This is a genomic window from Nocardiopsis sp. NPDC006938 (assembly GCF_042869555.1).
GTDB lineage: Bacteria > Actinomycetota > Actinomycetes > Streptosporangiales > Streptosporangiaceae > Nocardiopsis.
This window is the reverse complement of sequence record NZ_JBIAGA010000002.1, coordinates 69,791-76,269: the sequence shown is the minus strand read 5'-3', so window position 1 is coordinate 76,269 and position 6,479 is coordinate 69,791. Positions and strand designations below refer to the sequence as shown.

Sequence of the window (6,479 nt, the reverse complement as noted above, 5' to 3'; positions counted from 1 at the left end):
GTGGGGGGGGAGGCGGTGGGCCCCGGGGGGGAGTCACCCGGGGGGGGGGCCCCGCGCCGGGGGGGGGGGGGGGGTGGGGGGGGGGCCGCCCCCCCCCCCCGGGGCCCCCCCCCCCGGGGGGGGGCGCCGCGACGCGTCACTTCTGCCACGCGACCTCTGCGCCAAGGGGTCGCGCGAGGCTCACTCGGCCTGCGGGGGCAGCTTGGCGACGATCGGGTGGTCGCGGTCGATCTTGCCGACCTTGGAGGCGCCGCCCGGCGAGCCCAGGTCGTCGAAGAAGTCGACGTTGGCCTTGTAGAACTCGGACCACTGCTCGGGCAGGTCGTCCTCGTAGTAGATGGCCTCCACCGGGCAGACCGGCTCGCACGCACCGCAGTCCACACACTCGTCCGGGTGGATGTAGAGCATGCGGTCACCCTCGTAGATGCAGTCCACGGGGCACTCGTCAATGCACGCCTTGTCCAGCACATCAACACAGGGCTGCGCGATGACGTAGGTCACGTCGTACTCCTTGTCTCACCCCCGCTGACCCGCGGGGAGGCGGGGACCTTCAGGGCTCTCCGGCGCCGGGTCCGACGTGCGGGCGTCGGGTGCGGTCCGGGCTCTGTAAAGCGATTGGCACAGATGTCGTACTCCTAGTATGGCGTCGGAGAACACCCATCGCACACTCGGGGGGCGGAAACCATGCACCTGGGCGGACGACTCGTCCACCGGATCACGCCGCGGGACCTCGGCTCGCGGGTCTCCGTGCGAATCACCCGCGCGGAGGGAGGCTTCACCGATATCGTCGGTGTCGTGGAGTCCTGGACCGAGGGCGTGCTCACGCTGCGCAGGAGGGACGGCTCGACGGTGGACGTCGCGGAGGCCGACGTCGTCGCGAGCCGCGTCGTCCCGCCGGTACCCCCGCGCCGCCCCCGGCAGTAGCGGCCCGGAAGCCCACAAGCTGGAATTCTTCGGCCTTTCCGGGGTAGGACAGCCACGACCCGAGGCGGTGGCCCCCACCGGGCCCTCGGCGGACAACGAAGCACCGTACCCGGCCGTCCCACCCCCGGACGGTCCGGGCACGAGGTACGCGGGGAGGTGGTGCCCATCATGAGGGAGGCAGTCGCGTCCGCGCTCGCCGAGCTGGCCCGGCGGGACGAACGGGCGGCCGACCTGGCACGACTGGCTCTGGACACGCTCGCCCCCGACCAGGACATCCAACGGCTCAACCAGCACACCGTGCAGCGCTTCTGCTGGTACGAGCTGCCCGTGCGCTTCCAGGACTCCTCCGACGACCGGCTGTTCGCGGTGCGCTCCCTGGGCCACCTCTTCCAGCTCCTGAAGCTGAACCGGTACGCGGACGTGTGCCGGGCCTCGGAGACCGCCACCCTCCTGACCCTGTACGACGCTGACCACACCGCGGGCCTGGCCATGTACGAGCGGCTCATGTGGGAGTCCGGTGTGGAACCGCCGGACCTGCCCGAACTCACCTGGGGCACCGCCGTGGGCGACGTGGAGCTGCACTCGCGCCGGGAGACCGCCGCCGCCCTCGAACTGGCCATCACCCTGGGCGACATCCGCCCCGGCAAGAGCGGCTGGCGGCCCGCCCAGGAACGGTTCGCCCGCTCCTTCCTGACCCGGCCCGACCACCGGGGCCTCAGCCACCTGGACCGGATTCGCGAGGAGCGGGTCCGCGCCTGGATCTCCTCGTCGGCCCACCCGCACCGGCAGCGGCTGTGGCCGCTGGTGGGGCAGATCATCGCGGGGGCGGGCGTGCCGCGCGGGTCGACAGCGGCGATGGCACCGCTGCAACGGATGCTGGACCTGGCCGCGGACGGGATCGCCCTCACCCAGATCGGGTATATCTCGCCCGGCGTGGTGCGCCAGCTGTGCGAGGACTTCGGCTGGACCACCACTCCGGAGCCGCCGCGCAGCGAGACCGACGCGACCCAGATCATCGCCCTGCACCAGGTGCTGCGCACGATGCGCGCCGTGCGCCGATCGGGGCGGCGTCTCGAACTCACCCGCCGCGGCCAACAGCTGCGCGAGGACCCCGAGGCGCTGTGGCAGGCCGCCACGGAGACGATGTGCCGCACCGGCGGCATCCAGCAGGCCGCCGCCGAGACGCTCCTGGGCCAACTGCTGGCCCGATCCCCACAGGGGTTGGGGTCGCACGCCCGGCCCGGCACCTCCGACGCGGAGGAGGCCGAACGCACGCTGACCGAGTCCGGGTGGCGGCCCGTGGACCCCCCGGTGGCGGCCGGTCGGCACGCCGCCGCGCACCGGCGCACCGCCGAGACCGGCTCCGACCGGGTCCGGGCCATGGTGATGGCGGTCGGGTGGCTGCTGGAAGCACTCGGGCTGGTCACCGGGGACGACCACGACGGCCGCCGGGAGCTCACCCGGGCCGGTCGGGCGTTCGCGGTGGCGTCGCTGCACAAGTCGGCGGTCGCGCCCCGCGCGGTCGTCTGAGGCCCGGCGACTCCCGGGCCCCTCGGGCCGGTCGAGGTCGGCCGCCCCGGCGGAGGCGGCTCCCGGGCCCAGTGGCATACTTCCCTCGGTCAGCGGCCCGAACAGGGACGGGGGCGTCGAACCGGGGAGGGACCGCATGTCACGTCAGGTCACCGTCGTCACCGGCGGCAGCCGCGGCATCGGCGCCGCCACGTGTGTCCGACTGGCCCGGGACGGCCACGACGTGGTGCTCGGGTACGCGAGTGACACGGCCTCGGCCCAGCGGGTCGCCGACGATGTGCGCACCGCCGGGGGCCGGTGCGCGACCGTGCGCGCCGACACCTCCGACGAGGCGGGCGTGGAGCGGATCTTCGACACCGCCCTGACCGAGTTCGGCACGGTGGACGGGCTGGTGAACAACGCCGGGGTCACCGGACCGCTGGGGGCCTTCGCGGACGTCAGCACGCGGGACCTGCGCCGCGTGGTCGACGTGAACCTGCTGGGCTACCTGCTGTGCTGCCGACGCGCCGTACGGCAGATGAGTGCGATCGGCGGCGCGATCGTCAACGTCTCCTCGGCGGCCGCGACCCTGGGCAGCCCCGGCGAGTACGTCCACTACGCCGCGACCAAGGCCGCCGTCGACACGCTCACCGTGGGGCTGGCCAAGGAACTCGGGCCGGTCGGGGTACGGGTCAACGCGGTCTCCCCCGGCATCACCGAGACCGACATGCACGCCGCGATGGGCGATCCCGACCGACCCGTCCGAGCGGCGTCGCGCATCCCGCTGGGCCGTGCGGCGCGCCCGGAGGAGATCTCCGGGGCGATCTCCTGGCTCCTCTCGGCCGACGCCTCGTACACGACCGGCACCGTCCTCCGGGTCGCCGGCGGCATGTAACGCGAGGTCGGAACGGGCGCCGGGCCCGCACGGCACCCGCTGCGGACGGGTGCCGACCAGGGCCTAATCTGGAGCGCGAACCACTCGCGACCAGCAGGAGCACCATGCCCACGCCCGAGCCGCCGCAGACACAGGCGGATGCCGACGCCGTGACCGTCCCCGACAGCGGGGCGGAACCCGGCGAGCAGGCGCGCGCCGCCGACCCGTGGGCGCAGATGCCCGACGACGCACTGAACACCTCGAGTGTCGGCGCCGACCGGGTTCCCAGCGACGCCGAGGGCGAGACGGAGGGCTCCGAGGACGAGGCGGAGGGCGCCGGGGGCCGGGCTTCCGAAGACGCCGCCGAGGGGGTCGACGCGGAAGCCGACCGCACCGCGACGGCGCGGGCCGAGAGCTGGGCGGACTTCCTGCCCAGCCCGGTGTTCCTGCTCCTGCTCGGCCTGGCCGGGTTCGCGGGGTGGCTGTCCTGGACCCACGCCGAGCTGGACTGGGCCGCCGAGGGCACCTCGGTCACCCCGCTCATCCCGCCGCTGCTGATCCTCTTCGGGTGGATCGTCTCGACCGCCGTGCACGAGTTCGCGCACGCGCTGGCCGCCTACCTCGCCGGTGACCGCTCCCTGCGCGGCAGCGCCTACCTCAGGCTGAACCCCTTCGCGTACCAGCAGGCCTTCGGCGGTCTGGTCCTGCCGGCCGTCTACCTGGGGCTGGGCGGGTTCGGCCTGAACGGACCGCCCGCCTACGTGGACTGGGACCGCGTGCCGACCCGGGGGCGCCGGGTCGTGGTGGCGCTCGCGGGACCGGTGGCCAGCCTGCTGCTGTCCGCCGTACTGGCCCTCACCGTGTCCCTGCTCGTCCCGGTCGGCCAGGACACCACCAACTGGGCGATCTCCTCACTGGCCTTCCTCGCGATGGCCAACCTCACCAGCGCCCTGGTGAACCTGCTACCGATCCCCGGCCTGGACGGCTACCACGTACTGGCCGCCTTCCGGGGCGCCCGGTGGACGGAGTTCGTCCGGGTCAACGGCCTGTTCTGCTCGATCGCGGTGTTCGCCCTGCTGTGGCTGCCGGTGGTCCGGGACCTGTTCGAGAAGTCGGTCTACGCGCTCTTCGACCTGCTCCTGCCCAACCCGACCATCCCCGGGATGATGTTCCACGGCAAGCTTCTGCTCCAGTTCTGGGCCTAGCCCGCGCACCCGCCCGGGCCCTGCGGGTGACCGGGCGTCCGGTGCGCCCCCGGGGCCGCCCGTGTCTACCAGTCCAGGTCGGTGTACTTGGCCGCCGTGCCGTAGGACCGGTCGACGGGATACCTGGTCGTGTTGAGGTCGACCTTGTCCCTCAGTGCCTGTTCGAGGTCCACGTCCAGGACGTCCGCCAGGCGCAGCAGGTAGGAGAACACGTCGGCCATCTCCTGGCGGACGGCCTCGGCCTTGGCGGGGTCCTCCATGACGGCCCGGGACTGCTCGGGGGTGAGCCACTGGAACTCGGCGGTGAGCTCACCCGCCTCGCCCGCCAGGGCCATGGCGAGGTTCTTGGGGGTGTGGAACTGATCCCAGTCCCGCTCTCGGGCGAAGTCGGCCAGAGCGAGCTGAAGCGAGGAGATGGACATGTCCGAGGGATATCACGTCCGAGGGCGACCGGGCCTCCACGACCGGACCCGTCAGCGTCCCGGTGCCGGGAGGGGCACCCCTACCGGGTGACGGCGGGGATGCCACGCGGCGGCAGGACCATACTGCGCATCACCCCTACCGCCAGGGCGATCATCGACCCGAACAGGAAGACGTAGTTGACCAGCTTGGTGGTGAACACGATGTTCCCGCCGGTCACGTAGCCGATCATCACCATCATGACCGCGACGTAGCCGATCGCGAAACCCACGGCGCCGGACATGCGGCGGCTCCCCCAGCCCGCCAGACGGCACAGCGCGTACAGCGCCACGAGGAAGACGACCACCGCCGCGACCCCCGCGCCCTGCTGGACGGGGCCCAGGTCCCAGAAGTGGGACACCCACCCCATGCCGAAGCCGGACAGCACCCCCACGGCCAGGCCCGCGACGAGCAGGAGCGCGAAGGACAGCACGGTCAGCGCCGACGCCACGAACGGGTGCGGGCGGCGCTCCGGCGCGGGGGCCGGGGCCGGGGCCGCGCCGGGGTTCTCGGGAGTCTCAGGAGTGGTCACGGAACTCGAGGGTAGGCGCTCCCGGGCCGACCGGGGCCCACTCCGGTCGGATCGACCGCCGCCCCGCCCTCACAGCCCGGCGAACAGGTCCGTCTCGAAACCGTCCGCGCCCGCCCTGGGCGGCGGACCCATCAGCAGGGTGAAGTACTCGACGGCGTCGATCTCCTGGGCGATGTCGTTGGAGAGCGCGAACCGCTCGCCGTCCACGGTGATCTGGGTGGCGTGCGCGCGCATCGCCAGCGCCTTGGCCGCCCAGTGGTCGGAGGCGTCGATCCGCGTGGTGACGATCGCGTCCGGGGTACCGCGGGCGATGTCGGAGACCCGCGCGGGCGGGGTGAAGGGCCCCGGCTCCTCGTTGAGCCGCGCGATGGACGCCTCGATCCTCGACACCGGCTGGGCGATCGCGTAGAGCTTGGCGACCTGCCACGGCGAGCCCGGCATGGCCCGCTCGTTGGCCTTGGCACAGGCCCTCCGGGTGACCCGGTGGGCCTGGACGTGGTCCGGGTGACCGTAGCCGCCGTGCTCGTCGTAACTGACCAGTACGTGCGGGCGGACCTCGCGGATGACCTCGGCAAGGCGGCGCGCGGCCTCCTCGACGTCGGCGCCCCAGAAGGCCCTCGGGTGCTCGTTGGTGGGACCGCCCATCATCCCGGAGTCCCGGTAGTGGCCGGGGCCGCCGAGGAAGCGGTGGTCGCGCACGCCCAGGGCCACACAGGCCCTGTCGAGCTCGCCGACCCGGTACTCACCGAGGGTGTCCTCGCGGTCGGAGGTCAGACCGGCCAGGTCCTCGGGGATGACCTCGCCCTCCTCGCCCAGTGTGCAGGTCACCAGGGTGACCCCGGCGCCCTCCGCCGCGTACTTCGCCAGGGTGGCACCGGTGACGATGCTCTCGTCGTCCGGGTGCGCGTGCACCATCATCAGTCGCCTGTCCATCACGGAGCGAACGATACCGGGCGGATCAGTGCTTCCCGACCCA

The 6,479-nt window shown here is 72.9% G+C and carries 8 protein-coding genes; 4 read left to right on the top strand and 4 right to left on the bottom strand.

Annotated elements, in window-relative coordinates:
• Positions 1-180: 180 nt before the first annotated feature.
• Positions 181-501 (bottom strand): ferredoxin, encoded by a 321-nt coding sequence (gene fdxA / locus ACFYL4_RS03240; protein ID WP_014908468.1) that lies wholly within the window; start codon positions 499-501, stop codon positions 181-183.
• A gap of 183 nt (positions 502-684) precedes the next feature.
• Between fdxA and ACFYL4_RS03235 the strand changes: the two genes are divergently transcribed.
• The 4 genes from ACFYL4_RS03235 to ACFYL4_RS03220 all read left to right on the top strand — a co-directional run bounded on the left by ACFYL4_RS03235 (position 685) and on the right by ACFYL4_RS03220 (position 4,512).
• Positions 685-924, top strand: a complete 240-nt coding sequence (locus ACFYL4_RS03235) for a hypothetical protein (protein WP_387516088.1) — start codon at positions 685-687, stop codon at positions 922-924.
• Between the two features lie 168 nt (positions 925-1,092).
• Positions 1,093-2,454 carry a hypothetical protein gene (locus ACFYL4_RS03230; protein ID WP_387516086.1) on the top strand — a complete coding sequence of 454 codons (1,362 nt, stop codon included), beginning with the start codon at positions 1,093-1,095 and terminating at the stop codon, positions 2,452-2,454.
• 136 nt (positions 2,455-2,590) lie between these two features.
• Positions 2,591-3,328 carry an SDR family NAD(P)-dependent oxidoreductase gene (locus ACFYL4_RS03225; protein ID WP_387516084.1) on the top strand — a complete coding sequence of 246 codons (738 nt, stop codon included), beginning with the start codon at positions 2,591-2,593 and terminating at the stop codon, positions 3,326-3,328.
• A 104-nt stretch (positions 3,329-3,432) separates the two neighbouring features.
• Complete coding sequence (locus ACFYL4_RS03220; protein ID WP_387516082.1) at positions 3,433-4,512, top strand: site-2 protease family protein; 1,080 nt, start codon at positions 3,433-3,435, stop codon at positions 4,510-4,512.
• A 65-nt stretch (positions 4,513-4,577) separates the two neighbouring features.
• Here the strand turns inward: ACFYL4_RS03220 and ACFYL4_RS03215 are convergent, their stop codons facing one another.
• The 3 genes from ACFYL4_RS03215 to mshB all read right to left on the bottom strand — a co-directional run bounded on the left by ACFYL4_RS03215 (position 4,578) and on the right by mshB (position 6,439).
• The gene (locus ACFYL4_RS03215) at positions 4,578-4,934 is read right to left on the bottom strand and encodes a nucleotide pyrophosphohydrolase (RefSeq protein WP_387516080.1); all 357 of its coding nucleotides are present in this window, start codon (positions 4,932-4,934) and stop codon (positions 4,578-4,580) included.
• 80 nt (positions 4,935-5,014) lie between these two features.
• Positions 5,015-5,503: a hypothetical protein gene (locus ACFYL4_RS03210; RefSeq protein WP_387516078.1), complete on the bottom strand. Its 489-nt coding sequence runs from the start codon at positions 5,501-5,503 to the stop codon at positions 5,015-5,017.
• Between the two features lie 69 nt (positions 5,504-5,572).
• Positions 5,573-6,439, bottom strand: a complete 867-nt coding sequence (gene mshB / locus ACFYL4_RS03205) for an N-acetyl-1-D-myo-inositol-2-amino-2-deoxy-alpha-D-glucopyranoside deacetylase (protein ID WP_387516076.1) — start codon at positions 6,437-6,439, stop codon at positions 5,573-5,575.
• Positions 6,440-6,479 lie beyond the last annotated feature (40 nt).